Origin of the sequence: Streptacidiphilus sp. PB12-B1b (assembly GCF_014084125.1) — a bacterium.
Classification (GTDB): Bacteria; Actinomycetota; Actinomycetes; order Streptomycetales; family Streptomycetaceae; genus Streptacidiphilus.
On sequence record NZ_CP048405.1, the window covers coordinates 1,895,755 to 1,919,181 of the forward strand.

Below are 23,427 nucleotides of genomic sequence, written 5' to 3' on the forward strand. Positions count from 1 at the left end.
CCGGCAGGCCCTTGGCGGCGGGGTGCCGCGCGTGCCAGGGTGGCCCAGGGAACTGACTCGTGCACAGATGGTGTCCGGGCAGGCGAGGGCGGACAGGCACGGGGGCGCGCGGCGTGGCGGACGGGACGGACGGCAGGCGGTCCGGTCGGGTGCGGGTGTGGCCCGCGGCCCCGCTGCTGGGCCTGACCGCCACAGTCGGCCTGGCGCTGGCCGCGATATGCCTGCACGCGGGCGGCTCCGCCGGGGTGGTGGGCGCCGGGCCGCTGGTCCACTGGTGGTTCGCGGCGGTCCTGGTCGCCGGTGTCGGCGGCTCGACACTGGCCGTCAAGTACCGGCTCCGGCAGGAGGAGCGCCCGGAGATGTCCGAGCGCGAGCAGCGCTTCACCCGGGCGGCCTTCACCGGCGTCTTCGCCGTCGCGGCGTGCAGCGTGGTCTACCTGTCGGTGATCGGCACCGGCCAGCCCAGCCTGGCGCCGACCCTGCCGGGCGGCGGACGCGCCCAGTCCCAGCCGCCGGCCACCCCGCCGGCGCACACCATGCCGCCGTCCAAGCTGGTGCACAGCAACACCCACCCGACGGACCTGCGGCCGCTGCTGCTCACCGTGGTCTGCGTGGCCCTCGCCGCGGTCCTGGGCTTCCTGGGGTACCGGTTGGCCGGGTGGCTGCGCGGACGCGGGCGCCCCGGCCTGGTGCCGTCCGCCCCGCTGGCCAGGGCGGCGGAGGAGGACCGGCTCGCCGACGCGGTCAGCGCCGGACGCCTGGCCCTGCGCGGTGAGGACACCCGGGCCGCCGTCATCGCCTGCTACGCCGCCATGGAGGAGTCGCTGGCGGCCGGGGGCGTCGGCCGCCGGGCCTCGGACAGCCCGGCCGACCTGCTGCACCGCGCGTCCGGAGCGGGCGTGCTCACCGGCCCCGAGCCGGAACTCCTCGCCGACCTGTTCCGCGAGGCCCGCTTCTCCCGGCACCCGATGGGCCCCGAGCAGCTCCGGCAGGCCCGCGCAGCCCTCGACGGCATCGACCGCGCCCTCGCCGCCCACCAACGCAGCGCCCCCGCCCAACCCCACCCGGCCGACCCGGCCGACCCGACCGACCCGACCGACCCGGCCGCCTCGGACCGGCCCGCGCAGGCCGCGCATGAGTCCCGGCAGGAGGCGGTGGCCCCGTGAACCCGCGTCGAGCTCCCCGGCTGCCGATCGTCCCCGAGGCGCTGGCCGTCCTCGGCGGCGCCGCCGTCGGCGCCGAGGTGCTGCTGGCCGTCGTCGGCGGTCTGACCGCCGTCGCCTGCGGCGCCGTCGTCCTGGCCGTGGGGGCACTCCTCGGCGCCCGCTACATCGCCGGGGCCGAGGCCCTGGACAGCGACTACCGCCGCCAGGTGCGGCTGGTCGGCAGCCGCGAACCCACCCTGCGCTACTGGGACGCCGCGATCGAGGACGCCCGCGAGTCCCTCTCCGGCTACGAACTGCACCTGCGCCCGCTGCTGCAACGCCTGTACGCGGTGCGGCTGGCCGAGCGGCACGGCGTCTCCCTGGCGACCCAGCCCGACCGCGCCGCCGCGCTGATCGGCCCGGAGCTGTGGCCCTGGATCGACCCCTCCCGGCCACGGCTGACGGTCGACGCGACCGGCCGACCGCTCTCCCGCGATCCCAAGCTCGGCCCGGCCGTGCCCGATCCGCTGATCACCGCCCTGGTCGAGCGCCTGGAGCAGCTGTGACCCGCGGCGGCCCGCCGTCCTCCCTTCCGCATCCCCTCCGCATCCGATCCGCATCCGCCAAGGAGCACCGTGTCCACCGTGAGCCAGCAGGACGCCACCGCCGTCCTGACGCCCCAGCAGGCGGGCGACCGCGCCCACGCCGTCCTCGACGAGGTCGAGCGTGCCGTCGTCGGCAAGCGCGCCGCGCTGGAGCTGGTCATGCTCGGCATCCTCGCGGGCGGCCACGTCCTGATCGAGGACCTGCCGGGCCTCGGCAAGACCCTGCTCGCGCGTTCCTTTGCGACCGTCCTCGGCCTGGACTTCAGCCGCATCCAGTTCACCCCGGACCTGCTGCCCTCGGACGTGTCCGGCGCGCCCATCTACGACCAGCGCAGCGGCGAGATGGTGTTCCGCCCCGGTCCGGTCTTCACGCACCTGCTGCTGGCGGACGAGATCAACCGCACCCCGCCGAAGACCCAGGCCGCGCTGCTGGAGGCGATGGCCGAGGCGCAGGTCAGCGTGGACGGCGTGACGCGTCCGCTGCCGTCGCCGTTCGTGGTCATCGCCACCGACAACCCGATCGAGTACGAGGGCACCTACACCCTGCCCGAGGCGCAGCTCGACCGGTTCCTGCTGCGGGTGCGGATGGGCTACCTGCCGGTCGCCGACGAGGCCGCGATGCTGCGCCGCCGCCTGGACCGGGCCGCGCCGGAGGCGGTGCTGGCGCCGCACACCGGCCCGGCCGAGGTGCTGGCGATGCGCGCCGGCCTGGAGCGGGTCGAGGTGGACGACGACCTGATCGACTACATCGTGGCGCTGATCGACGCCACCCGGAAGCACGCCCAGATCCAGGTCGGGGCCTCCCCGCGCGGCGGGCTGGCGCTGGTGCAGCTGGCCCGCGCCCGCGCGGTCATGGCCGGGCGCGACTACGTCGTCCCCGAGGACGTCAAGGCGGTGGCGGTGCCCGCGCTGGCCCACCGCATCAGCCTGCGGCCGGAGTTGTGGGTGCGCCGGGTCAGCGCGGACGACGTGGTCGCCGCCCTGGTCGACACCGTGCCCACCCCGCGCACCACCCCCCGCCCCGCATGACCCGCCCCGCCGAGCCCGGCGTCCCGCCGCCGCCGGAGGTGCTGCGGGCGCTGGGCAACGACGCCGGCGGCCTGAGCGCCGCCGAGGCTCCGAGCCCGCGCCCGACCGGTTGGCGGGCCGGCCCGCGCACGCTGCGGCTGGCCACCCTGGTGGGCGTGGCCGCGCTGTTGGCCGTCGCCACCGGACGCCCGTGGCTGCTGGCGCTCGCCGCCGGGCCGCTGTGCCTGCTGGTGCTCTCCGCCTCCGGCGGCCCCCGGCCCGAGGAGGTGCAGGCGGTCGCGGACGTCCCGGCGCGCCGCTGCTTCGTCGGCGAGCAGATCGACGTGACCGTCACCGCCGCCTTCGACGGCGCGGTCGGCTGGATCGACCCGGGCGTCTCGCCGGGCCCCGGCTGCGAGCTGGTCTCGCTGCGGACCGCCGGAGCCGTCGTCACCCTCGGCTTCACCGCCGCCCGTTGGGGCCGCTGGTCGCTCGGCGTGGTCGATCTGGACCTGTACGACGAGGGCGGCCTCAGCCGCCGCACCGTCCGGGTGGACCTCGGCGAGGTCGAGGTCTTCCCACTGCCGGTCGACGGCGCCTTCACGCCCATCCCGGTCCGGCTGCCGGACCGCCTCGGCGAGCACACCGCCCGGCAGACCGGCGAGGGCATCGAGGTGATCGGGGTGCGCCCGCACGTGTGGGGCGAGCGGCAGCGCCGCATCCACTGGGCGGCGACCACCCGGCGCGGCAGCATCCAGATCAACCAGTTCGCCGCCGAGCGCGCCGCCGACGCCGTCGTCCTGCTGGACTCCTTCGCCGACATCGCCGACCCGGCGACGGGGCGTTCCAGCCTGGACGAGTCGCTGCGGGTCGCCGCCGGGCTGATCCGCACCTATCTGCGCAGCCACGACCGGGTCGGCATCGTCTCGGTCGGCGGCAAGCTCAACTGGCTCCAGCCGGGCAGCGGCGACGCGCACTTCTACCGGCTGGTGCAGACCGTCCTGGACGTCCGCCGCGATCTGGCGTTCCACACGCCGGACCTGAACCGGCTGCCGCCCCCCGCGATCCCGAACAGCGCGCTGGTGTACGCGGTCACCCCGCTGGCCGACGGCCGGGTCATGGACGTCCTGGGCGGCCTGGCCGAGCGCGGCAACCCGGTGGTGGTGGTCGAGGTGCCGGTCGGTGACCCGCGCGTCGAGGAGGACGACGCCGTGGGGCAGCTCGCCCTGCGGCTGTGGCGGCTGGACCGCGAGGCGCTGCGCTACAGCCTGGTCGAACGCGGCATCCCGGTCGTCCCCTGGCAGGGCGAGACCCTCGACCTCTCCCTCGCCCCCCTCCTCCGCACCCGCATCCAAGGACGAGCCGGATGACCCCGCCCCCCACCCCCGGCACGTCCCCCGCCGAGGACGTGGCTTCCGCCGCCGCGAGCCCCGCCGCGCGCACCGCGAACAGCTCGGCTGTGCCGGGGCCGCCGGTGGCGCCGGGCGGGCCCGCGCCGGAGGCGGAGGCGTGGGCCGCGCCGTCCGCCCCCGGCGGGCCCTTCGGCGGGCCCGAGTGGCCGCTGCGGCTCCTCGGCTGCGTCCTCGCCCTGGCCGTCACCGACCCGGCCGGGTGGTTCTCCGGCTCCCTGGGCCGGCTCCTGCTGCCGGTGTTCGCCATCGCGGGCGCGGTGGCCGCCGCCGGGCCGATGACGGCCCGCCCGGTCGTCCGGGACTCCCGCCTGCGGGCGCAGATACCCCGGCACCGGAACACCCTGTTCGTGGTCGGCTGCGTGGTGCTGGCCGCCCTGATCCCGCCGCCGGGGTGGCTCGCCGCCTGCGATACCGCGCTGCTGCTCTGCTACCTGCTCAGCCTGGACGCCGTCGTCGGCGGCCCATCCGCGCTGCGGCTGCTGCGGCGACCGCTGGTGCTGGTCGCGTTCTTCGGCAGCAGCGCGCTGGTGCTGGCGGCAGCCCTGCTGCCGGTCGGTACGGCGGGCCCGTGGGCCCGCCTGCTGGCCGCCCTGGCCATCGCCGCCTCCACCGCCTCCGTAGCCGCCGCCCTCTGGCTCCGCCAATCCACCGCCCACCGCTGACCCCCGCGCCCCGCGCCCCGCGTGGCAGGCAGGTTGTGACGCTCGACGCATCGGCGTTGTGTCGTGGCTGGCGGGGCGGGGTGGGTGCGAGGATGCGGCCATGAGTGCAACCGAAGACAACGCCGCCGCCTCCGCCCCTGCTCCCGCCCGTAGCCCGCACGATCGGCCGGACGTGTCCGGCCTGGTCGTCGGGGTGCTGGGGGGCACCGGCCCGCAGGGTCGCGGTCTGGCCTACCGGCTGGCCAAGGCCGGTCAGCAGGTGGTGATCGGCTCGCGCAGCGCCGAGCGTGCCGAGGAGAAGGCCGCGGAGCTGGGCTTCGGCGTCCGTGGCGCGGACAACGCGACGACCGCCGCGCAGAGCGACATCGTCATCGTCGCCGTGCCCTGGGAGGGCCACGGCGAGCTGCTGGCCTCGCTCCGCACCGAGCTGGCCGGGAAGATCGTCGTGGACTGCGTCAACCCGCTGGGCTTCGACAAGCAGGGCGCCTACGCGCTGCTGCCGGAGGAGGGCAGTGCCGCGCAGCAGGCCGCCGCGCTGCTGCCGGAGTCGCGGGTCACCGCCGCCTTCCACCACCTCTCGGCGGTCCTGCTGCTGGACGAGAGCGTGGACGAGGTGGAGATCGATGTGCTGGTGCTGGGCGACGAGCGGGCCGCGACCGACGCCGTCCAGGCGCTGGCCGAGCGGGTGCCGGGCATGCGCGGCGTCTTCGCCGGGCGGCTGCGCAACGCGCACCAGGTGGAGTCGCTGGTGGCGAACCTGATCTCGGTGAACCGCCGCTACAAGGCGCACGCCGGCCTGCGGATCACCGACATCTGAAACACGTTCCGTCCCGGGGCACCCCTGGACGCGGCTCGGGCCGGGCGTCGGACACAATGGACGGTGTCCGGCCCGTCCCGTCCGTGGAGTCCGAAGATGCCCCGCTTCTCGATCCTGTTGTTCGCCCTGTCCGCGCTCGCCCTGGTCGCCGCCGTGGTGTCGGTGCTGGCGGGCTTCTGGATCGGCCTGGGCTGGATCCTGCTCGCGGGCATCACCAGCAACATCGGCTGGGTCCAGTGGCGGCGCGCCCGCACCGCAGCCGGCGCCTGAGCGCCGAGCGCGCGTCGCAGACCTGACCCCGGCGGCGGTCAGCGCAACGACACACCTCCTTCGGGCGACGGTCCCGGGGCGAGCGCCGCACGGCCTCTAGCGTCCCGGGAAACACCCCCTGGGAAGGAACCCCGCGTGAACCGTCTCGCCCGGACCACCGCCGTCGTCGCCACCGCCCTCGCCGTCGCCTGCCTGCCGGCGACCGCGCTGGCGGACACCCCTCGCTCGGCCGCCGCGCCGATCAGCTTCAACAACGCCACGACCTCCATCGTCAGCGGTGACGTCTTCGGCGCCGGGCACTCCAACATCGTCGGCTCGGGCGACGGCACCGCCCCCGGCCTGGACTCCGGCGTAGGTGTGGGTGCGGGCGCGGGCGCGGCCGCACCCCGCGTGGTGACGTTGGAGACGGACGCCAGCCTGCCCTACCCGCCTGCGGAGCTGGTCCGCAGCGAGGGCGCCGAATACCCGTACGTGCTGCTGATGCCGAACATCCGGGCGACCATCCTGGTCAGCGGGGAGTCCTTCGCCGACTACCGCTACCCGAGCGGCGGGACGTTCCACATCGAGCTGGGCATCGACGCGGGCGGGCGGACCACCGTCGCCTGCCGGTCCGAGGGCGCGCCGCAGCTCGTCTGCGTGGCGGGCCTGCGCGGCGAGAACACCGTGCTCATCACCCGCGGCTAGGGACGCCGCAGCGTCCGCCTGCCCGGCCGGGGAGCGCCCCCGGCCGGGCAGCGGCCGTCAGTGCCCGAAGATGCCGCCGAGGTTCAGGTTGAAGAAGTGGAAGAGGTAGTTGCCGAACTGGGCGTACGTCCAGGACTGCCCGAACCACCGCATCAGGTTGAAGATCACGGTGTTGAAGAACCAGCTGTTGATGGTGCTGTTCCACAGCAGCAGGAACACGATGATCATGCCGTAGGGCGCGATGCCCGCGAACGCCCGGCGGTTGTCGTACGACAGCCAGGGCTCGATGATGCCGTAGCCGTCCAGGCCGGGCACCGGCAGCAGGTTCAGGATGGCCGCCATCAGCTGGAGCAGCGCCAGGTAGCCCAGCGCGCTGTAGAAGTTCGCCGGGCCGACGGCGGTCGGTGTCGGCACCAGGGCCAGCACGACCAGCAGCACCAGGGCGCTGGCCGCGTTCACGGCCGGTCCGGCGGCCGAGATCGCGCTGTGCTTCCACTTGCCCTGGATGCGCCCGCGCTCGATGAAGACCGCGCCGCCGGGCAGCGCGATGCCGCCGAGGATGATGAAGACCAGCGGCATGATGAAGCTGTACACGGGGTGGGTGTACTTCAGCGGGTTGAGCGTGAGGTAGCCCTTGGTGCCCACCGAGATGTCGCCGCCGTGCAGCGCGGTGCGGGCGTGCGCGTACTCGTGCAGGCAGAGGGAGACCAGCCAGCCCGCCACCACGAACATGAACACGCCGAAGCGGGCATTGCCCCAGTCGGTCCACAGCGCTCCGGCTGAGGCGCCCATGACGGCGAGCAGCACCAGGAAGATCGTGCTGACCCTCCGGTCGGAGTGGGGGCGGTTGCTGGTGATGCTCATGGCGGGTGGGCTCCGGTCGGTTCGGTGAGTGCCGATCATCCCGCCTGCGGCTCCCTGCGGACAAGCGACACCGGGTGAACGTCCGGCCGCCCGCGCCCGTTCCGGCCCGGGTGCCTGTTGCACGGCTGTGACGCTGCCCGGACAAGTCCCCGACCCGGGCTGGATAGCTTGTTCCCGGTCGCACCGAGCAAGGGCCGATCAACCACCGGGCCCTCGAGCGGACTTGGCTGCACGGCCCCCCAGCGTCGCCCCCGGCCGCCCCGCGCTGGAGACCCTGACCATCGCCAACCACACCGGTGCCGCGATCAACGAGCCGTGGGAAGCGGTGATCGACGACGACGGCCAGGGTTTCGCCGGACAGGTCCGGCTCGCCTACGACGAGTGGGTCGGCTCGGCCGCCAAGGGCCACTGGCAGGCCCTGAGCGGCTACAACGCGGGCAACCTCACGGTCAACGGGATCGGCGTCAACGCCACCGACACCGTCAAGCTGCGGATCCGGCTGGTGGCGTACACCGCCAAGGCCGGCTCGGGCACCGTGCCGATCCAGGTGGTCAACTTCGACGGCATCACGACCGGCAACCTCAACCGCATGCTCACCGTCCACCGCGCCGCCTGACGCCTGACGCTGCCGACCGGCTCCCAGGAGCCGGTTCGGACAGCTGCGGGCATCCGCCCCCGCGCCGGCGTCGGGTGCACGGTCAGGCGTTCCCTGCTGCGGGCCGCTCGGGCTGGGGTGTCACCTGTGGCGTTCGTCCAGGTGGCGGCGCATCAGGACGCGGGCGTCCGCCGCCGCGCTGCCGTCGCGGACGTACCGGGCGGCCCGGTGCCGGGCGACGAAGTCGGCGCAGTCCGCGCAGCCGGGCACCGGGGTCGGGACGGGCATCGGCAGGCCGTACGAGAAGTCCGGCGGCGGCTGCCACGACATGGCACCGGTCACCCCAGCCCCCTGCTGCTCTCCGCGTTCAGCTCCGCCACCCGGGCCCGCAACTCGGCGCGCCCGTCGGCGGGCTCCAGATCCGCCGGGGCCGCATCCCACTCCACACCGCCCCCGGCCGGACGCAGGTAGACGCGGGCCCCGAACGCGCCCATCACCACGCCCACCCGGTCCCGCCTGGTGTCCCGCATCAGTGCTCCCACGCAGGGAGGCTCCGTGCCCGTGCTCACGACGCCCGTACCTCCTCGGCCACCCCGGACCTCCGGGCGGCCTCGGCCACGATCAGCCGCGTCAGCTCCTCCAGGTCCTCGGAGCTGATCGTGCCGACCCGCACGCCCGGCTCCCTCCCCTCCGGTGTCACGACCTTGGCGGTGGTGACCGACAGGTCGATCGACTCCATCGCCTCGATGAATCGCACGGACGCCGCGTAGGCCGCGTCCACGAGTGGGTGGCTCATCTGCTGTGCTCGCTCTCGCCGCTGCTCCGGTCTCTGCCCACATCTACCGCTCCGCTTGCCATGGCGCACCGCCCCAGGCCGGGCCAAACGGGTTGTCCTGCGGGAGCGGCCCCCGCCCCCGGGCCGCCCGGCCGCTCCTTTACCTCATCCATCACGGTCCTGTCCGTCGTTACGGTGTGTATCTGTGTATGTACTCCAAGGATTGCCATGCGCGTCTAGGCTCGACAGAGGGAAGCGCATAAAAGCCCGCGAGTTATGCATGAGGGAGCGTCATCGTCATGGCTGAAGAGACCGATGTACCTGACCCTGAGTCATCCCTGCTGGCCTTCTTCGGCTCCGAGCTGCGACGCGTGCGCGCGGAGGCGGGGATGTCGCAGGGCCAGGTGGCCAAGGAGGCCCACTCCACCCAGGCCATGATCAGTTACGTCGAACTGGCCAGACGCGTCCCGACCGCCCAACTGGCCGCCGACTTGGACCGGGTGTTCCACACCGGCGGCCACTTCCAGCGCCTGCACCCGCTGGTTCTGCGGTACGCCTACCCGCCATGGTTCCTGCCGTTCATCCAGATTGAGGGGGACGCATCGGGCATTCGCTCATTCCAGACTCAGGTCATCCATGGCTTGTTGCAGACCGAAAGCTACGCGCGGGCGATGCTGACCGCTGTTCGGCCGGACAACCTTGAGGACCTGATCGCTGCACGTATGTCCAGGCAGGCCATCTTCGACAGAGACGATCCTCCGCGTGCGTGGTTCGTGATCGACGAGCAGGTCCTTCGCCGCAGGATCGGTGGCCCAGAGGTCATGCGGGATCAGTTGCAACGACTGCTGACCGCTGGAATGGATCCCAGGACGGTAATTCAGGTGCTTCCGGAGCGGGTTGCGGCGCATCCTGGACTAGCTGGCCCGTTCACCATTCTGACTACTCCGGAGGTGCCCGACGCGCTGTACGTGGACGGGTTCTCGCAGGGGCGGATGGGGTTGGATCCGGCGGAGGTCGCGGTGGCCGTACACGCATATGATCTGTTGCGGGCCGTCTCCCTGTCGCCTGATGAGTCCGCCGAGTTGATCGGCGGATACCTGGAAGGACTGAGGTAATGATCGTCGCTAGCGCTCTGCCTGTCACGTGGCGCAAGGCCAGTTACAGCAGCACCAATGGCGGAGAGTGCATCGAGTTTGGCGTGGGGCTTGCGGGCGTGGCCCCTGTCCGTGACAGTAAGGACCCGCACGGTCCTGCGCTGCTGTTCACGCCTGAGGCGGTTGCTGCGTTCGTGGCTGCCGTCAAGTCTGGTGAGTTCCCGACCATCTGACTCCTGAAGGAGGACCGGTTCCATGGACGTTGCCAGTGCTCTGCCCGTGACGTGGCGCAAGGCCAGCTACAGCGGCCCCAATGGTGGCGAGTGCGTCGAGATCGGTGAGGGCCTCACGAATGTGGCCCCCGTCCGTGACAGCAAGGACCCGCACGGTCCTGCGCTTCTCTTCACGCCTGAAGCAGTCGCCGCGTTCGTGGCTGCCGTCAAGTCCGGTGAGTTCCCGACCGTCTGACTCCACAAGGAGGACCGGTTCCATGCACGTTGCGAGTGCTCTGCCGGTGACCTGGCGCAAGGCCAGCTACAGCAGCACCAACGGTGGCGACTGCATTGAGATCGGTGAAGGTCTCAGGGATGTGGCGCCGGTCCGTGACAGCAAGGACCCGCACGGCCCCGCGCTCCTGTTCACGGCGGAGGCGGTCGCCGCGTTCGTGGCGGCCGTCAAGTCGGGGGAGTTCCCGACGCTCTGACCCGGCAGGCCCGTCGGCGGCGCGCAGCCATCGCGCGCCGCCGGTGGTCAGCGGCTGGCGGCGTAGACCCGGTTGATCGGGGTTTCGGCGGCAAGCCGCCAGTGGTGCAGGCCCGCGACGTCCGCGAGGTGGCGCATGGCGTCCTCGCCGGCGTGGTTGCCCATGGTGAGCGGGCCGTGCTGGGCCACGGCCGAGGGCAGGCACACGGCCACGGAGGTGGCGGCCAGCGTCCGGCCGATGGGGTTGGCGTTCTCCAGGATGTCCGCCGAGACGTTGGGCTCGACGATCATGCAACTGCCGTCCTCGTTCAGGGTTTCCTGCGCGTGCGCGAGTGCGCTGCCGGGGTCGCCCATGTCGTGCAGGCAGTCGAAGAAGGTGATGAGGTCGTAGCCGTCGCCGGGGAAGTCCTGCGCGGTCGCCACCTCGAAGCTCACCTGCTTGCTCATGCCCTGGTCCTCGGCGATCTGCCGCGCCGCCTCGATCGACGGCTGGTGGAAGTCGAAGCCGTGGAAGGTCGAGTTCGGGTAGGCGCTCGCCATCAGCATGGTGGAGTAGCCGTACCCGCAGCCGATGTCGGCGACGTCCGCGCCGCGCTCCAACTTGCCGACGGTGCCGTCCATCGCGGGCAGCCACTCGGAGACCAGGGAGCCGCCGTAGCCCGGGCGGAAGAACTTGGCGACGCCCGAGAACAGCGCGGCGCTGTGCTCCTCCCAGCCCACGCCCTCGCCCGTGCGGAAGGCCGACATCAGCGCGTCCTCGCTGCTGTACATCGCCTGCAGCATGGTGAGGAATCCGGCCGCGTACGTGGGCGCGGTCGGGTCCGCCAGCACGGCCGCGTGCTCGTCCGGCAGGAGGTAGCTGTCGTGCTCGGCGTCGTAGCGCACGTACTCGCCGGCCACCTGCCCGGCCAGCCACTCCCGGACGTACCGCTCGACCAGGCCGGTCCTCTCGGCCAGCTGCTCCGAGGTGAGCGGGCCGGCGCCCGCCATCGCCTGGTACAGCCCGAGCCGGTCGCCGAGCGAGGTGGACAGCCCGGCGACCGCGGCCCCGGCGTCCGTCACCACCCGCCCCAGGAACTCCATCACTCTGTCCTCGTCCATGGCCGCAGCCATGGCAATCACCTCCTCGCCCGCTGCCGCGCCCCGCTCAGGCGTGCTGCGGTACTTCCTCGTTCTTGAGCATTCCGCGGATCTGCTCGCGCAGCTCCGGCGAGTCCGTGTGCTCGTGCACCGAGACGGCGTGCTCGGTGGCGGCCCGGACGACCTCGTCCTCCTCGCCCGAGATGGTGAGGGTGCACCCGCTCACGCTCGGGTAGTCCCGGCAGTCGGCGATCTTGCGCATGGCGGACCTCCCGGTCCTGCGCCGCGCCGCAGCCTCCGGCGGGCCAGGCTCTGGCCGGACGACCGGGGCGCACAACAGCAGGCGCGTTCCCCGGCCATTATCCCCTTATTGGCAGGAAATGCGTTGATACGTGCATGGGTAAAGGAAATGGCCTGCCCGTTCGGTCGGACAACTGTGCCCCGGGGCTTCTGGTCGCACGGTCGGGGGGCGTGTAGGACGGGGGAGTTCCACAGCTGCGCGGAGGAGAAGTCACCTTGCACGATCACGACAACGCCAGGCAGAGCGACGTACAGAACGCTCGGACGCCGGGGCGCCAGCCCGCGAGTGCAGACGCTACGCCGCTCCAGCGCCTTCTGGCCATGCAGGGCAGCGCGGGCAATGCCGCCGTCGTCCAGCTACTGCGCCAGTCCGGACACCCCTGGGCGGCGGAGCCGCACCAGCACGGTGCGGGCTGCGGCCACCAGGAACAGGCACCGGTCCAGCGCTCGGCCGTGCACGACGTGCTGCGCGGCGGCGGGCAGCCGCTGGACGACACCACCCGTACCGACATGGAGTCCCGCCTGGGCGCGGACTTCTCGGACGTCCGCCTGCACACCGGCGGCGCCGCCCGCGCCTCGGCCGCCGAGATCGGGGCCCGCGCCTACACCTCCGGCAGCCACGTCGTCATCGGCGACGGCGGAGCCGACAAGCACACCCTCGCGCACGAGTTGACCCACGTCATCCAGCAGCGCCAAGGGGCGGTGGCGGGCACCGACAACGGCGGGGGACTGAAGATCTCCGACCCCGGCGACCGCTTCGAGCGCGCCGCGGAGGCCAACGCGACCCGCGTGATGGCCGGTCCGGCCCCGGTCCAGAGAGCCGCGCTGCGTACGGCCGCTGCCCCGCACTCCGCCGGTGAGCTGCCGGTCCAGCGGGCCAAGACCCCCAAGGCCCGCAAGCGGGCATCGACCGCGGGCCCGCTGGACCGGCAGGTCACGGCCGCCCTGATCTCCAACGACGCAGCCCGCGCCGTCGTGTCACAGCTGGTTTCGAACCACGGCTGGAAGATGATCGGCGGCGCACGGGACCTGACGCTCCACAAGCCGCAGGCAGCCGACCGGGAGCTGTCCGCCGAGGAGGTCAGGCAGCCGAAGACCAGGGAGGTCTACGGGAAGAGCAACAACGTCATCGCGGCCAGGTCCTACGCCGACGAGCGCCACAAGCAGGCCATCCGCTGGATCTCCACCATCGCTCTGCAGTACCTGGGCGCAGGTGAGGAGGTACAGGGCTGCTTCCACCAGGGGGCGTTCTACATTTCGTCGAACAAGAACAACACCAACGAAGAACTCAGGGCCCTGGCCACGAGCGAGCGCACCGTCGGCCCCTTCGTGCAGAAGATGCTGGAGGAACTGCCGGACAGCAGTCGGCACGCCCGCAACGTCCGGCACGAGAGCAAGGCGCGCGAGCGCATCGTCAAAGAGGACAAGGAGTTCGAATTCGACTTCTCCGCCTTCCGGTCCGCCGCAGTCCACGTTCCGGCGGCGGTCGAGGCCGAGCGCGACGGCTTCCACGCGGAGCGCCGGATCGACGAACACCTGAGGAAGCAGCGGGGCACGGGCGACTCCGCGCCCGTCGTCACGCCGGAGACGACGGCGGGAACCAAGCGCCCCTGCGTGGCCTGCTACATCAGTCTCTACAGCACCACGGGCGCGCGTCCGGGCCCCTACTGGAGCAGCGCGGCCGCGAACACGGACATCCCCAACTTCGACAAGGAGCCGGGGAAGGCCGCCGCGCTGGCCACGACCATCAACGCCGCGGTGACGTCGGCAGGCGGAACGTACATCAACGCCTGCAGCACCCACCGCAAGGCGTGGGACGTGGACACCGACTCCGACTCGGACGACCCCTCCAGCGAAGCCTCCGGCCCCCTGGCCAACGCGCTGGAAGGCATGGACGTGGGCGCGGTGGACACCGGCATGATGCACATCGACGGCTGACCGCCCGGCGAGGCGGCTCAGCGGGCGGGCAGGGATGATCCGCTGCCCGACCATCGGCGGATGATCAACCGCCGATGGGCGGGTGCCGCAGACCGGTCGGCCACGAACAGAATGGCCCCACCGGCTCTGCGGCGCGCCGACCAGGCACAACGCGCCCCGACCGGTGAACGGGGCGGGGGGCGCCGAACGGGCGACCTCTGACGGCCCCCTGTAAGGGGAGACACGTACATGAACCGTCCGGGCATACGCATGGCCGCCACCGTCGCCGTCGCCGCCATGGCGCTCGGGGTCGCCGCGCCGATGGCGTCCGCCACCGAGGCCGCCCACGCCCGCAGTACCCGCGCCGCCGCCGTCTCCGTCTCCGTCCCGCAGATCGTGGAAGCGGGGCTGGACGACCGGCTGGCGGCGCTGCCCGCCGACCGCACCACCGCCCAGGTGGTCGCGGCGATGTATCCGGGCGACACGGCCGCGCAGCAACTGGTGCTGGCCAACATCGCCCCGGCAGCCGTCACCGGCCAGCACATGGTGCGGCCGATGAGCTTCTGGGGGACCGCCTGGAAGTACACCAAGTGCGTGGCCGCGGTCGGTGCGGCGTTCATCCCCGCCGGAAAGGCGTACAAGGCGATCAAGGGCCTGGGCGGGGTGACCAAGGCCGCCGAGCTGCTGATCAAGGCAGGCGGCGTGGCCGAGTTCAAGCAGGCGGCGGGCAACGCCGCGCTCAACATCCTCGGGGTCTCGGCCATCCAGTCGAACTGCTTCTGATCGCGGTGCGCAGGCAGCACGACCCCAATCCGCCCGTACAGAGCTGGAGTTGATGTCCTTGTTCGGCCGAAGTGCCAGTCAGGAAGAGCCCGTCGTCGTCATCCGTGACACCGCGCAGGTGACGGCCGCGCTGCGGTCGGCGCTGGAGACTGCCGACGCGGGTGAACGAGCGGGCCTGGAAAGGGCGTTGCGCATCGCGGAGCAGACCTCCGCCCTGTCCGACGCCCAGGTGCGGCGAAGCTGGGTGCGGGACATCCTGGACCGCGCGGGCGCGGACCCCGTCGCCGACGACGCCCAGGCGGTCAAGGCGCTGCGGACCGTCGCCCCCGGCCTCAGCCTCACCGCCGCGTACCAGCTGGTCAAGGACGCCGCCGAGAACCCGGCCTGACCGGTCCTGCCCGCCTGCGGGCCCGGCGGGACGGGTCAGCGGGCGGGCAGGGTGTAGTGCCAGCCGGGTTGCCACGGGGTGCGGGCCTGGACGACGTCGTCCAGGGGCGCGCCGTTGAGCAGGCACTCCAGGGCCCAGCGGTTGGCGGAGTGGGCGACGAGCAGCACCCGCCCGCCGTCCCACTCCGCCGCCAGGTCGGCGAGGAACGCCTCGGTGGCGTGCACCACCTCGCGGTAGCTCTGGCCGCCGGGGAACGGCCGGTCGACGTGCAGCGCCCGGACGCGGTCCAGCTCGGCCTGCGAACTGCCGTTGAGATCACCGTAGTTGCACTCCCGCAGGCGCGGGTCCTGGCGCAGTGGGATGTCCGTCCGCCCGGCGAAGGCGATGGAGACGGTCTGCACGGCGCGCTCCAGATCCGAGCTGAACACCGCGTCGATGTCGTCGTCGCAGCGGCGGTCGCCGAGCTCGCGGGCCTGGAGCCGCCCGCGCGCCGATAGCCGCCCGGGCAGCCAGCCGGTGGCGATCCCGGCCTCGTTGTCGGTGGTGGTGGAGTGCGTCTCGTACACGATGTGGACCGGCAAGAAGGCTCCCTGGGACGTCGGACGGTCAGACGGGGCTCGACAGCACAGGTACCCACCCGCCCACCCCGGATCACCGCCCGCCAGTGTGCTCTGCGTCCCGTTCCGCGCCGCAGGCGACCCGGGTGACGGCAGCCCCGGCATGCGGGTGTCGGCGTCCGGTTCGGGGCGGGCGGGCGGATGCATGAGAATGGCCGGGTGCAGTACGGCATCCTCGGGACCACGCAGGCGCTTCACGACGACGGCACGGCCGTGTCGGTCGGGGGGCCGCGGCTGCGCGCGCTGCTGGCCGCGCTCGCGCTGCGCGCGGGCCGGGCCGTCCCGGCGTGGGCGCTGATCGAAGACGTCTGGGCGGAGGAGCCGCCCGCCGACCCGCAGGACGCCCTGCAGACGCTGGTCGCCCGGCTGCGCCGCGCGCTCGGCCCGGACGAGGTGGTCTCCGCCCCCGACGGCTACCGGCTGACCTCGCGCGACACCGACCTGTCGCGGTTCCAGGCGCTCGCCGCCGAAGCCCCGGGCGGCGAGGCCGCCGACGACGCCGACGCGCTGCGCGCCGCGCTCGCCCTGTGGCGCGGGCCCGCCCTCGCCGACCTCCCGGCCAGAGCCGACGCTGCCGCTCGCTACGAGGCGCAGCGCGACGCCGTCCAGCGGCGGCTGCTCGCCGCCGAGCTGGCCCTCGGCCGGGCGGAGGCCGTGCTGCAGGACCTCGCCGAGCTGGTCGAGCGCCGCCCGCTGGACGAGCCGCTTCAGGCGCTGCGGCTGCGCGCGCTGCGGGCGGCCGGGCGCGCCCCGGAGGCCCTGCTCGCGTACGAGGGGTTCCGGCTGCGACTGGCCGACGAGCTCGGCACCGACCCGGGCCCGGAGCTGCGCGCCGTCCACGCCGAACTGCTGCTGGCTCCGGAGCCCGAAACCGGGCCCGGGCCCGAACGCGAGCCGTCCGCGCCCGCGTCCCCGCCGACCCCCGTGCCCGCGTCCGTGCCGGAGCCGGAGGGCGGGTTCGCCACCAACCTGCGGCCACGGCTCACCAGCTTCGTCGGCCGGGCGGCCGACCTGGCCGCGCTGCGGTCGGCGCTGGCCGGTCAGCGGCTGCTGACGCTCACCGGGCCCGGCGGCAGCGGCAAGACCAGGCTGGCGCAGCAGGCCGCCGAGGCCCAGTCGGCCCGGAGCTTCCCGGACGGCGTCTGGCTGGTGGAGCTGGCGCCGCTGAACGACGCCCGGGCCGTCACGGGCGCGGTGCTCAGCGCGCTCGGCCTGCGGGCGACCCTGCTGCACGTCGCCTCCAAGACCGAGCCGCTGGCCGGGCCCGGCGAGGCCGAGACCCCGATGGCGCGGCTGCTGGACCACTGCGCGGGCCGGCGGCTGCTGATCGTCCTGGACAACTGCGAGCACCTGATCCAGGCGGCGGCCGAGTTCACCGAGCAGATCATCTCCGCCTGCCCGGGGGTGAGCGTGCTGGCGACGAGCCGCGAGCCGCTGGGGGTGCCCGGCGAGGCCGTCCTGCCGGTGGAGCCGCTGCCCGATCCGGCCGCGCTGCAGCTGCTGGCCGAGCGCGGCGCGGTCGATCCGGCCCGCGACCCGGAGGCGTGCGCCGAGATCTGCCGCCGGCTGGACGGGCTGCCGCTGGCGATCGAGCTGGCGGCGGCCCGGCTGCGGGCGCTGACCCCGCGCCAGCTCGCCGATCGGCTCGACAGCCGGTTCCAGCTGCTGACCGGCGGCAGCCGCACCCACCTGCCGCGGCAGCAGACCCTGCGGGCGGTCGTGGACTGGAGCTGGGAGCTGCTGGACAAGCCGGAGCGGCTGCTGCTGGCCCGGCTGTCGGTGTTCGCCGGCGGCTGGACGCTGGACGCCGCCGAGCAGATCTGCGCGGACGAGCAGCTGCCGTACGCCGACATCGCCGCGCTGCTGGCCTCGCTGGTGGACAAGTCGCTGGTGCAGGCGTCGCTGGACGCCGCCGTGCCGCGCTACCGGATGCTGGAGACCATCCACGAGTACGCGGCTGAGCGCTTTCAGGAATCAGCCGACAGTTCACAGATGACAGATCGCCATATCTGTCACTACCGCGAGCTGGCCCGCACCACCGACCCGCTGCTGCGCGGCTCCGGGCAGCTCGCCGCGCTCACCCTGCTGGAGACCGAGCACGACAACCTGCGCGCCGCCCTGCGCCGGGCCGTCGCCACCGGCGCCGAGCAGGAGGCCCTGTGCCTGTGCCTGGCCCTGTGCTGGTTCTGGCAGCTGCGGAACTACGAGCCCGAAGGGTCCTCCTGGGTCGCCGCCGTCGCCGCGATCCGCCCGCAGGACCCCTTCGCCGAGCCGTCGGACGCCCCGTTGCCGCTGGGCCCGCTCGACCTCGCCCCGCCCTGGTCGCCCGAGGTCCTCGCCGAGGCCCGCCGCTGCCTCGCGCTGTGGCTGTTCATCAGCTCCCAGGAGGACTTCACCCGCCCGGCCACCCCCGAGGCGGTCGCCACCGCCCGCAAGCTGCTCGACTCGTACCGCCCGGACCTGCCGCAGTCCTGCCGGCTCCCGGCCCTGCTGCGGGTGTACGCGCTGATGTTCACCGGCGACTACCAGCGGCTGACCGACACCGTCGAGGCCATGGTCGACGGCTGCCGGGAGCAGGGCCTGGAGTGGGAGCTGGGCTTCGTCCTGCAGATGCGCTGCAAGATGGCCAACGACCAGCCGGGCGGCCTGGACCAGGCCCGCCAGGACGCCCAGGAGAGCCTGGACGTCTTCACCCGCCTGGGCGACAGCTGGGGCATGGCCGAGGCGCTCTCCGGGCAGGCCGAGAACGCCGGCTTCGTCGGCGACTTCCAACTGGCCGTCGAAGCCTGCCGGCGCGCCCTGGAGCTGGCCCGCAGCATCGGCGCCGAGCAGGACATCCCCCTGCTCGAAGTCCGCCTCGGCGACGCCCTGATCTCCCTGGGCCACACCGACGAGGGCGAGCAGCACCTGATCACCGGCATCTCCGACGCCCGCGTGCACGGCCCCCGGGGCCAGGGCGCGGGCTTCTTCGGCACCTGCATGCTGGCCATGCGCTACGGCTACGCGGGCCGCTACCAGGAGGCCCGGGAGCTGCTGGAGCCGCTGATCCCGCAGGGGGCCGACTTCGGCATGGCCAACCAGCTCGGCGGCATGGTCGACGGCATGATCGCCTGGATGGACGCCAAGGAGGGCGACCCCGAGCGCGGGCTGCTGCGGCTGCGCCAGGGCCTGGTCCGGATGAACAGGAACCCGCTGCCCGCGCCCTGGGCCGGGCAGCAGCTGGCGATCATGATGACGCCGTCCATCAGCTACGTCCTGCTGGAGTGCGCCCGGCTCCGCGGCGACCAGGAGCTCGCCCGGCTCGCGGCCCGCCTGATCGGCACCTACGACACCGTCCAGCGCCGCGCCCACCACCACCTGGAGCAGCTGGCCCTGGAGGCGAACACCGCCGGTCTGCGCGCGCTGCTCGGCGATGCCGCGTACGAGGCCGCCCATGCCGAGGGCACCGCCCTGGACGCGGTCGGGGTCGTCGCCCAGGTGCGCGGCGACGACCCCGATGACCCCGGTGAGCCTGCGGTCAGGTCTTCTTCCTGAACTTCGCCACCGCCAGCGGCGCGAAGACCACGGTCAGCCCGACCGACCAGGCCATCACCTCCAGCGCCGGGTGCAGCGCCGGGCCGCCGTTGATCAGCGCCCGGCTGGCGTTGGCCAGCGACGTCAGCGGGTTGACCTTGGCGAACGCCTGCAGCCAGCCCGGCATGGTGCTGGTCGGCGCGAAGGTCGAGCTGCCGAACTGCAGCGGCATGATCACCAGCATGCCGACGCCCTGCACCGCCTGCGCGCTCTTGAGCGACATCCCCAGCAGCATCGACACCCACACCATCGCCGAGCCGAACGCCATCGCCAGGCCCAGCGCCGCCAGCAGCTGCACCGGCCCGGTGTGGATGCGCAGCCCCAGCGTCATCGAGAAGCCCAGCAGGATCACCAGCGACACCAGCGAACGGCAGCTCTCCGACAGCAGCTTGCCGATCAGCACCGAGCTGCGGCCGATCGGCAGCGAGCGGAACCGGTCCATCACGCCGGTGGTGAAGTCGGTGTTCAGGCCGGTACCGACGCCCATGGCCAGGTTGAGCCCGATCTGGCCGAGCATCCCGGGCACCATGTACTGGATGTAGTGGCTCTGGCTGCCCGACACCGCGCCGCCGAAGACGTACACGAAGATCAGCGTGAACAGGATCGGCATCAGCAGGGCGTCGACCATCGACTCCGGATCGGCCTTGATCCGCATCAGGTTGCGCCGGGTCAGCGCGGCGATGTGGTGCAGCGACGCCCGCAGGCCGATCCGCTGGTCCTCGAAGGTGTGCGCCGGGTTCGCGGCCGTCGCCTCCGCCGTCATCACGCTCATGCCACATGCTCCATCCGCTGCTCGGCCTGCTGCTGCCGGTCCTGCTGCTGTTCGGGCCGCTGCTGTTCGGCCCGCTGCTCCGGCACCGCGGCCGGGGCGCCGGTGATCGACAGGAACACCTCGTCCAGGCTGGGCATCCGGGTCTCGATCGCGGCGATGCCGAAGCCGCCGCCGCCCAGCGCCGCCACCACGGCGGTCAGCTGCTCCTCGTCGGTGACGGCCAGCCGCAGCACGCCCGCCACCGGATCGGCCGTCGCGCCCTGGTCGGCCAGGCAGCGCACCATGCGCTCCAGCTCCTCGGGCCGCGCCGGGCGCACCGTCAGCGTCTGCCCGCCGACCTGCCGCTTCAGCTGGTCCACGCTGCCGTCGGCGATGACCTTGCCGTGGTCGATCACGGTCAGGTCGTGCGCCAGCTGCTCGGCCTCCTCCATGTACTGGGTGGTCAGCAGCACGGTCGAGCCCTCCGCGACCATCCGCTGGACCTCCTGCCACACCTCGTTACGGGTGCGCGGGTCCAGGCCGGTGGTGGGCTCGTCCAGGAACAGCACCCGCGGCTGCCCGATCATCGAGGCGGCCAGGTCCAGCCGGCGGCGCATACCGCCGGAGTACGTCTTCGCGGGCCGCTTGGCGGCGTCCGTCAGCGAGAACCGCTCCAGCAGCTCCCACGCCCGGGCCTTGGCGCCCTTGGCCGAGAGGTCCAGCAGCCGGCCGATGAGGTAGAGGTTCTCGTAGCCCGAGAGGAACTCGTCCACCGAGGCGTACTGCCCGGTCAGCCCGATCGCCCGGCGCAGCTGCCGGGGCTGCCGGGCGACGTCCCACCCGGTCACGGTGGCGCTGCCCGCGTCCGCCGCCACCAGCGTGGAGAGGATGCGGACCAGCGTGGTCTTGCCCGCCCCGTTCGGTCCCAGGACCCCCCGGACGGTGCCCTCCCGCACCGTCAGGTCGACGCCGTCCAGCGCCTTGGTCTCGCCGTAGTACTTCGCCAGCCCCCGTACCTCGACGGCCGGGGCAGTTCCTGCGCTCCATGTCATGCCACCACTGTGTCGGCCCGGTCCGTCAGGCCCCCGTCACGCGTCCGTCACCCGTGCGGGGGCCCGTCAGGGCGGTGTCAGCGCGGTGTCAGTGGCCGCCCTTGCCGCCGCCGTGGTGCTTGCCGCCCTTGCTGCCGCCGCCCTTGCCCGGGCTGCCCTTGTCGGTGCCGCCGTCGGTGCCGCCGTCCGAGGGCCCGCTCGCCGCGTCGCCGGGCTTCGGCGCGAAGTCCAGGCGGATGTCGGGCATGCCGGCCATGGAGGCGGACATCGCCTGCTTCCAGATCGGGCCCGAGGTGAGGTAGCCGAAGGCGTTGGGGTAGTAGACGCCGTCGATGGTCTCCCACGGGTCCAGCGAGTGGTTCGGGTTGTCCGGGTTGGACATCACCGTCGCGTCGGAGATCTGCTTGGTGTAGCCGGCGAACCACGCCTGGTCGTCGTCGTTGGTGGTACCGGTCTTACCGGCGTCCGACCACGGGATGCCGACCGTGGCGCCGGTGCCCTCGTCCGAGACCACCGAGGCCAGCAGGGTGTTCACGCCGGCCGCGGTGCTCTTCTGCATCACCCGGTGGCAGTCGGCCTGCGGCACCGGCAGGCTCCTGCCCGTGCTGTCGACGACCTTGGTGAGCGCGACCGCGTTGCAGAACACCCCGTTGTTGGCGAAGGCCGCGTAGGCGTCGGCGATCTGCAGCGGGGTGAGCGCGTTCACGCCCAGCGTCAGCGCCTGCACCTGGGCCAGCGGCACCAGCCCGTTGGGGCTGCCCGCGTAGCTCAGGCCCAGGCTCTGCGCCATGTGGACGACGTTGCACAGGCCCACCTTCTGCTCCAGCGGCACGAAGTAGGTGTTCACCGAGGCGGCCATGGCCTGCACCATGTTGATCTCGCCGGGGGCCTTGGAGGTGTCGTTCATGTCGCCGCTCACGGCCGGGTGGACCGTCCCCGAGCAGTCCGTCATCTCCGGGTAGTCGGCGACGGCGGGCGCGTCGATGGTGTAGCTGAGCGGGATGCCCTGCTCCAGCGCGGTCGCGGCGGTGATCGCCTTGAACACCGATCCGGTCGGGAAGCCCTCGCCGCCGTTGTCGTTCGCGTCGGCGTTGTAGTTGATCTCGGTCTGGTCGGGGCCGTTGCCGTACGGGCGGCTCTGCGCCATGGCCAGGATGTCGCCGGTGCCGGGCTGGACCATGGTCGTCGCGGCGGCCGCCTTCCGGTTGCTGGCACGGACGTTGTCGCTGACGGCCTTGTTCTCGGCGGCCTGGTCCCGGGGGTTGAGCGTGGTGTGGATCTGCAGGCCGCCGGTGTTCCACAGCGCCTGCCGGGCCGCCGCCGTCCTGCCGAAGGCCGGGTCCTGGAGGATCACGTCCTCGACGTAGGTGCAGAAGAAGCCCTCGTCCTGCCCGGCGGTGATGCAGCCGGTCTGGGGCAGCGTCGGCTTCAGGCCCAGCGGGGCGGCCTCCGCCTTGGCCGCCTGGGCCTGGGTGATGGTGCCGTAGGTGGCCATCGCGGCCAGCACCACATTGCGCCGCTGCAACGCCGTGGCGGGGTAGACCATCGGGTCGTACGCCGACGGCGACTGCTCCAGACCTGCCAGCAGGGCTGCCTGAGTGAGCGTCAACTGGCTTGCGTGGACGCTGAAGTACAGCTCGGCGGCCTCCTCCACGCCGTAGGTGTGCTCGCCGAAGTAGGTGATGTTCAGGTAGTCGTCCAGGATCTGCTGCTTGGACAGCGTCTCCTCCAACTTGATGGCGTAGCGCAGCTCCTGGATCTTGCGGCCGGTGGTCTGCCGGGTCGCCTCGGCCAGCTTGGAGGGGTCGTTGCCCGCCTCGTAGATGAACACGTTCTTCACGTACTGCTGCGTCAGGGTCGAACCGCCCTGGGTGGTGGCGCCGGCGCTGGCGTTCTTCGTCAGGGCCCGCAGGGTGCCCTCCAGGTCGATCGCGCCGTGCTGGTAGAAGCGGTGGTCCTCGATGTCGATCAGCGCGTTCTGCATGATCGGCGCGATCCGGTCCAGCGGGACCGACGTCCGGTCCTCGTCCTGCGGGAAGACCTTGGCGATGACCCCGCCGTCCGCGTCGTAGATGGTGCTCGACTGCGCGAGGGTCGGGATGGCCAGGTCGTTCGGTATGTCGTTGAAGTCGTTGGCAGCGGACTTGGCGCCCAGGCCGATGGCCCCCACCGCGGGTATGCCCAGGCCCGCGACGAGCGCGCCCGCGAGCACGCTGGCGCCCAGCATGCGAACTCCGAAACCGACCTTGGGATTGTGAACACCGAAGCGCTTAGCTGCCATGGCAGAACGATAGGTGCCTGGTCCGCGCTGCCCGCGCGACAAACCGGCCGTC

27 protein-coding genes are annotated in these 23,427 nt (G+C 72.7%); 17 read left to right on the forward strand and 10 right to left on the reverse strand.

Annotation, left to right across the window (positions count from 1 at the left end):
- Window positions 1-149 precede the first annotated feature (149 nt).
- The 8 genes from GXW83_RS08580 to GXW83_RS08615 all read left to right on the forward strand — a co-directional run bounded on the left by GXW83_RS08580 (window position 150) and on the right by GXW83_RS08615 (window position 6,603).
- A complete protein-coding gene (locus tag GXW83_RS08580) occupies window positions 150-1,166 on the forward strand; it encodes a DUF4129 domain-containing protein (RefSeq protein WP_225446846.1) in 1,017 nt (338 codons plus the stop codon).
- Window positions 1,163-1,711 carry a hypothetical protein gene (locus tag GXW83_RS08585; RefSeq protein ID WP_182442482.1) on the forward strand — a complete coding sequence of 183 codons (549 nt, stop codon included), beginning with the start codon at window positions 1,163-1,165 and terminating at the stop codon, window positions 1,709-1,711. Before GXW83_RS08580 ends, GXW83_RS08585 begins: the two co-directional genes overlap by 4 nt.
- Window positions 1,712-1,780: 69 nt before the next feature.
- Entirely contained in the window at window positions 1,781-2,779 is a 999-nt protein-coding gene (locus GXW83_RS08590; RefSeq protein WP_182442483.1) for a MoxR family ATPase, read from the forward strand.
- Window positions 2,776-4,128, forward strand: a complete 1,353-nt coding sequence (locus GXW83_RS08595) for a DUF58 domain-containing protein (RefSeq protein ID WP_182442484.1) — start codon at window positions 2,776-2,778, stop codon at window positions 4,126-4,128. Before GXW83_RS08590 ends, GXW83_RS08595 begins: the two co-directional genes overlap by 4 nt.
- Entirely contained in the window at window positions 4,125-4,832 is a 708-nt protein-coding gene (locus tag GXW83_RS08600) for a hypothetical protein (protein WP_182442485.1), read from the forward strand. The genes GXW83_RS08595 and GXW83_RS08600 overlap by 4 nt, the downstream gene beginning before the upstream one ends.
- A gap of 100 nt (window positions 4,833-4,932) precedes the next feature.
- Window positions 4,933-5,649, forward strand: coding sequence for an NADPH-dependent F420 reductase (gene npdG, locus GXW83_RS08605; protein ID WP_182442486.1), 717 nt, complete (start codon window positions 4,933-4,935; stop codon window positions 5,647-5,649).
- 96 nt (window positions 5,650-5,745) lie between these two features.
- The gene (locus GXW83_RS08610) at window positions 5,746-5,919 is read left to right on the forward strand and encodes a hypothetical protein (protein ID WP_182442487.1); all 174 of its coding nucleotides are present in this window, start codon (window positions 5,746-5,748) and stop codon (window positions 5,917-5,919) included.
- A gap of 135 nt (window positions 5,920-6,054) precedes the next feature.
- A complete protein-coding gene (locus tag GXW83_RS08615) occupies window positions 6,055-6,603 on the forward strand; it encodes a hypothetical protein (protein WP_182442488.1) in 549 nt (182 codons plus the stop codon).
- Between the two features lie 57 nt (window positions 6,604-6,660).
- Here the strand turns inward: GXW83_RS08615 and GXW83_RS08620 are convergent, their stop codons facing one another.
- Entirely contained in the window at window positions 6,661-7,467 is an 807-nt protein-coding gene (locus GXW83_RS08620) for a site-2 protease family protein (RefSeq protein ID WP_182442489.1), read from the reverse strand.
- Window positions 7,468-7,690: 223 nt separating this feature from the next.
- Between GXW83_RS08620 and GXW83_RS08625 the strand changes: the two genes are divergently transcribed.
- A complete protein-coding gene (locus GXW83_RS08625; RefSeq protein WP_182442490.1) occupies window positions 7,691-8,083 on the forward strand; it encodes a hypothetical protein in 393 nt (130 codons plus the stop codon).
- A gap of 120 nt (window positions 8,084-8,203) precedes the next feature.
- Here GXW83_RS08625 and GXW83_RS08630 read toward each other — a convergent pair whose 3' ends face one another.
- The 3 genes from GXW83_RS08630 to GXW83_RS08640 are packed head-to-tail and all read right to left on the reverse strand — an operon-like array spanning window position 8,204 to window position 8,858.
- Window positions 8,204-8,404 (reverse strand): hypothetical protein, encoded by a 201-nt coding sequence (locus tag GXW83_RS08630; protein WP_225446847.1) that lies wholly within the window; start codon window positions 8,402-8,404, stop codon window positions 8,204-8,206.
- Entirely contained in the window at window positions 8,401-8,592 is a 192-nt protein-coding gene (locus GXW83_RS08635) for a hypothetical protein (protein WP_182442491.1), read from the reverse strand. Before GXW83_RS08635 ends, GXW83_RS08630 begins: the two co-directional genes overlap by 4 nt.
- Window positions 8,593-8,627: 35 nt before the next feature.
- The gene (locus GXW83_RS08640; RefSeq protein ID WP_182442492.1) at window positions 8,628-8,858 is read right to left on the reverse strand and encodes a hypothetical protein; all 231 of its coding nucleotides are present in this window, start codon (window positions 8,856-8,858) and stop codon (window positions 8,628-8,630) included.
- Window positions 8,859-9,136: 278 nt separating this feature from the next.
- On the opposite strand from GXW83_RS08640, the gene GXW83_RS08645 reads away from it, so the two are divergent.
- From GXW83_RS08645 to GXW83_RS08660, 4 genes are read left to right on the forward strand one after another with little or no spacing between them, the layout of a single operon-like run.
- Window positions 9,137-9,952, forward strand: a complete 816-nt coding sequence (locus GXW83_RS08645) for a helix-turn-helix transcriptional regulator (RefSeq protein ID WP_182442493.1) — start codon at window positions 9,137-9,139, stop codon at window positions 9,950-9,952.
- The gene (locus tag GXW83_RS08650; protein WP_182442494.1) at window positions 9,952-10,164 is read left to right on the forward strand and encodes a DUF397 domain-containing protein; all 213 of its coding nucleotides are present in this window, start codon (window positions 9,952-9,954) and stop codon (window positions 10,162-10,164) included. Before GXW83_RS08645 ends, GXW83_RS08650 begins: the two co-directional genes overlap by 1 nt.
- A gap of 22 nt (window positions 10,165-10,186) precedes the next feature.
- Complete coding sequence (locus GXW83_RS08655; RefSeq protein ID WP_182442495.1) at window positions 10,187-10,399, forward strand: DUF397 domain-containing protein; 213 nt, start codon at window positions 10,187-10,189, stop codon at window positions 10,397-10,399.
- 22 nt (window positions 10,400-10,421) lie between these two features.
- Complete coding sequence (locus GXW83_RS08660; RefSeq protein ID WP_182442496.1) at window positions 10,422-10,634, forward strand: DUF397 domain-containing protein; 213 nt, start codon at window positions 10,422-10,424, stop codon at window positions 10,632-10,634.
- A 47-nt stretch (window positions 10,635-10,681) separates the two neighbouring features.
- Here the strand turns inward: GXW83_RS08660 and GXW83_RS08665 are convergent, their stop codons facing one another.
- Window positions 10,682-11,734: a methyltransferase domain-containing protein gene (locus GXW83_RS08665; protein ID WP_225446848.1), complete on the reverse strand. Its 1,053-nt coding sequence runs from the start codon at window positions 11,732-11,734 to the stop codon at window positions 10,682-10,684.
- A gap of 46 nt (window positions 11,735-11,780) precedes the next feature.
- Window positions 11,781-11,975 carry a DUF1059 domain-containing protein gene (locus GXW83_RS08670; RefSeq protein WP_182442498.1) on the reverse strand — a complete coding sequence of 65 codons (195 nt, stop codon included), beginning with the start codon at window positions 11,973-11,975 and terminating at the stop codon, window positions 11,781-11,783.
- Window positions 11,976-12,334: 359 nt separating this feature from the next.
- Here GXW83_RS08670 and GXW83_RS08675 point away from each other — a divergent pair, with 359 nt between their 5' ends.
- The 3 genes from GXW83_RS08675 (at window position 12,335) to GXW83_RS08685 (ending at window position 15,101) form a co-directional block, all read left to right on the forward strand.
- Window positions 12,335-13,951, forward strand: coding sequence for a DUF4157 domain-containing protein (locus tag GXW83_RS08675; RefSeq protein WP_182442499.1), 1,617 nt, complete (start codon window positions 12,335-12,337; stop codon window positions 13,949-13,951).
- Window positions 13,952-14,179: 228 nt separating this feature from the next.
- Window positions 14,180-14,713, forward strand: coding sequence for a hypothetical protein (locus GXW83_RS08680; RefSeq protein ID WP_182442500.1), 534 nt, complete (start codon window positions 14,180-14,182; stop codon window positions 14,711-14,713).
- 58 nt (window positions 14,714-14,771) lie between these two features.
- A complete protein-coding gene (locus GXW83_RS08685) occupies window positions 14,772-15,101 on the forward strand; it encodes a hypothetical protein (RefSeq protein WP_370466602.1) in 330 nt (109 codons plus the stop codon).
- Between the two features lie 35 nt (window positions 15,102-15,136).
- Here the strand turns inward: GXW83_RS08685 and GXW83_RS08690 are convergent, their stop codons facing one another.
- Window positions 15,137-15,682 (reverse strand): histidine phosphatase family protein, encoded by a 546-nt coding sequence (locus GXW83_RS08690; protein ID WP_182442502.1) that lies wholly within the window; start codon window positions 15,680-15,682, stop codon window positions 15,137-15,139.
- A 195-nt stretch (window positions 15,683-15,877) separates the two neighbouring features.
- On the opposite strand from GXW83_RS08690, the gene GXW83_RS08695 reads away from it, so the two are divergent.
- Entirely contained in the window at window positions 15,878-19,252 is a 3,375-nt protein-coding gene (locus GXW83_RS08695; protein ID WP_225446849.1) for a BTAD domain-containing putative transcriptional regulator, read from the forward strand.
- Here GXW83_RS08695 and GXW83_RS08700 read toward each other — a convergent pair.
- From GXW83_RS08700 to GXW83_RS08710, 3 genes are all read right to left on the reverse strand, one after another.
- A complete protein-coding gene (locus GXW83_RS08700) occupies window positions 19,236-20,063 on the reverse strand; it encodes an ABC transporter permease (protein ID WP_370466604.1) in 828 nt (275 codons plus the stop codon). The two genes, GXW83_RS08695 and GXW83_RS08700, sit on opposite strands and share 17 nt — an antisense overlap.
- A complete protein-coding gene (locus GXW83_RS08705) occupies window positions 20,060-21,094 on the reverse strand; it encodes an ATP-binding cassette domain-containing protein (RefSeq protein WP_182442504.1) in 1,035 nt (344 codons plus the stop codon). Before GXW83_RS08705 ends, GXW83_RS08700 begins: the two co-directional genes overlap by 4 nt.
- 88 nt (window positions 21,095-21,182) lie before the next feature.
- On the reverse strand, window positions 21,183-23,375 hold the full coding sequence (locus GXW83_RS08710) for a transglycosylase domain-containing protein (protein WP_225446850.1): 2,193 nt from the start codon (window positions 23,373-23,375) through the stop codon (window positions 21,183-21,185).
- Window positions 23,376-23,427 lie beyond the last annotated feature (52 nt).

What these genes read in the sequence shown, in the direction of transcription:
- GXW83_RS08665 (WP_225446848.1), bottom strand. Translation starts at nt 11,734, where the DNA reads ATGGACGAGGACAGAGTGATGGAGTTCCTGGGGCGGGTGGTGACGGAC.
- GXW83_RS08670 (WP_182442498.1), bottom strand. Translation starts at nt 11,975, where the DNA reads ATGCGCAAGATCGCCGACTGCCGGGACTACCCGAGCGTGAGCGGGTGC.
- GXW83_RS08645 (WP_182442493.1), top strand. Translation starts at nt 9,137, where the DNA reads ATGGCTGAAGAGACCGATGTACCTGACCCTGAGTCATCCCTGCTGGCC.
- GXW83_RS08595 (WP_182442484.1), top strand. Translation starts at nt 2,776, where the DNA reads ATGACCCGCCCCGCCGAGCCCGGCGTCCCGCCGCCGCCGGAGGTGCTG.
- GXW83_RS08635 (WP_182442491.1), bottom strand. Translation starts at nt 8,592, where the DNA reads ATGCGGGACACCAGGCGGGACCGGGTGGGCGTGGTGATGGGCGCGTTC.
- GXW83_RS08620 (WP_182442489.1), bottom strand. Translation starts at nt 7,467, where the DNA reads ATGAGCATCACCAGCAACCGCCCCCACTCCGACCGGAGGGTCAGCACG.
- GXW83_RS08600 (WP_182442485.1), top strand. Translation starts at nt 4,125, where the DNA reads ATGACCCCGCCCCCCACCCCCGGCACGTCCCCCGCCGAGGACGTGGCT.
- GXW83_RS08660 (WP_182442496.1), top strand. Translation starts at nt 10,422, where the DNA reads ATGCACGTTGCGAGTGCTCTGCCGGTGACCTGGCGCAAGGCCAGCTAC.
- GXW83_RS08655 (WP_182442495.1), top strand. Translation starts at nt 10,187, where the DNA reads ATGGACGTTGCCAGTGCTCTGCCCGTGACGTGGCGCAAGGCCAGCTAC.
- GXW83_RS08700 (WP_370466604.1), bottom strand. Translation starts at nt 20,063, where the DNA reads ATGAGCGTGATGACGGCGGAGGCGACGGCCGCGAACCCGGCGCACACC.
- GXW83_RS08650 (WP_182442494.1), top strand. Translation starts at nt 9,952, where the DNA reads ATGATCGTCGCTAGCGCTCTGCCTGTCACGTGGCGCAAGGCCAGTTAC.
- npdG (WP_182442486.1), top strand. Translation starts at nt 4,933, where the DNA reads ATGAGTGCAACCGAAGACAACGCCGCCGCCTCCGCCCCTGCTCCCGCC.
- GXW83_RS08610 (WP_182442487.1), top strand. Translation starts at nt 5,746, where the DNA reads ATGCCCCGCTTCTCGATCCTGTTGTTCGCCCTGTCCGCGCTCGCCCTG.
- GXW83_RS08710 (WP_225446850.1), bottom strand. Translation starts at nt 23,375, where the DNA reads ATGGCAGCTAAGCGCTTCGGTGTTCACAATCCCAAGGTCGGTTTCGGA.
- GXW83_RS08705 (WP_182442504.1), bottom strand. Translation starts at nt 21,094, where the DNA reads ATGACATGGAGCGCAGGAACTGCCCCGGCCGTCGAGGTACGGGGGCTG.
- GXW83_RS08680 (WP_182442500.1), top strand. Translation starts at nt 14,180, where the DNA reads ATGAACCGTCCGGGCATACGCATGGCCGCCACCGTCGCCGTCGCCGCC.
- GXW83_RS08640 (WP_182442492.1), bottom strand. Translation starts at nt 8,858, where the DNA reads ATGAGCCACCCACTCGTGGACGCGGCCTACGCGGCGTCCGTGCGATTC.
- GXW83_RS08675 (WP_182442499.1), top strand. Translation starts at nt 12,335, where the DNA reads ATGCAGGGCAGCGCGGGCAATGCCGCCGTCGTCCAGCTACTGCGCCAG.